The organism is Idiomarina sp. ST10R2A5 (assembly GCF_051842325.1).
In the GTDB taxonomy this organism is placed as follows: Bacteria; Pseudomonadota; Gammaproteobacteria; order Enterobacterales; family Alteromonadaceae; genus Idiomarina; species Idiomarina abyssalis.
Genome location: NZ_JBNIEX010000037.1, coordinates 1 through 266 on the forward strand (window position 1 = coordinate 1; position 266 = coordinate 266).

Sequence of the window (266 nt, forward strand, 5' to 3'; positions counted from 1 at the left end):
GCTGGACGACGTCAACTACCTCTTCTACGAGTCCGAGGCCTCCGACACGCTGTACTCGCTTTTGCGCGCCCACGAGGAGCAGGGCGGGGCGAAGATCGGCGTCATCGTGATCTCCTCCGATCTCGACCTCGACATGATCGAGGCCCTGGACGGCCGCGTCCAGAGCGTCTTCCGCCCCGAGGAGGTGTACTTCCCGAAGTACGACGAGCCAGAGATCGTCGAAATCCTCCGCGAGCGCGTCGACCGGGGCTTTCACGACGGCGTCG

At 64.7% G+C, this 266-nt stretch carries 1 pseudogene; it reads left to right on the forward strand.

The features are described 5' to 3' along the window. Positions 1 to 266, forward strand: a pseudogene (locus ACP7FG_RS13030) (AAA family ATPase); the annotation flags it as partial.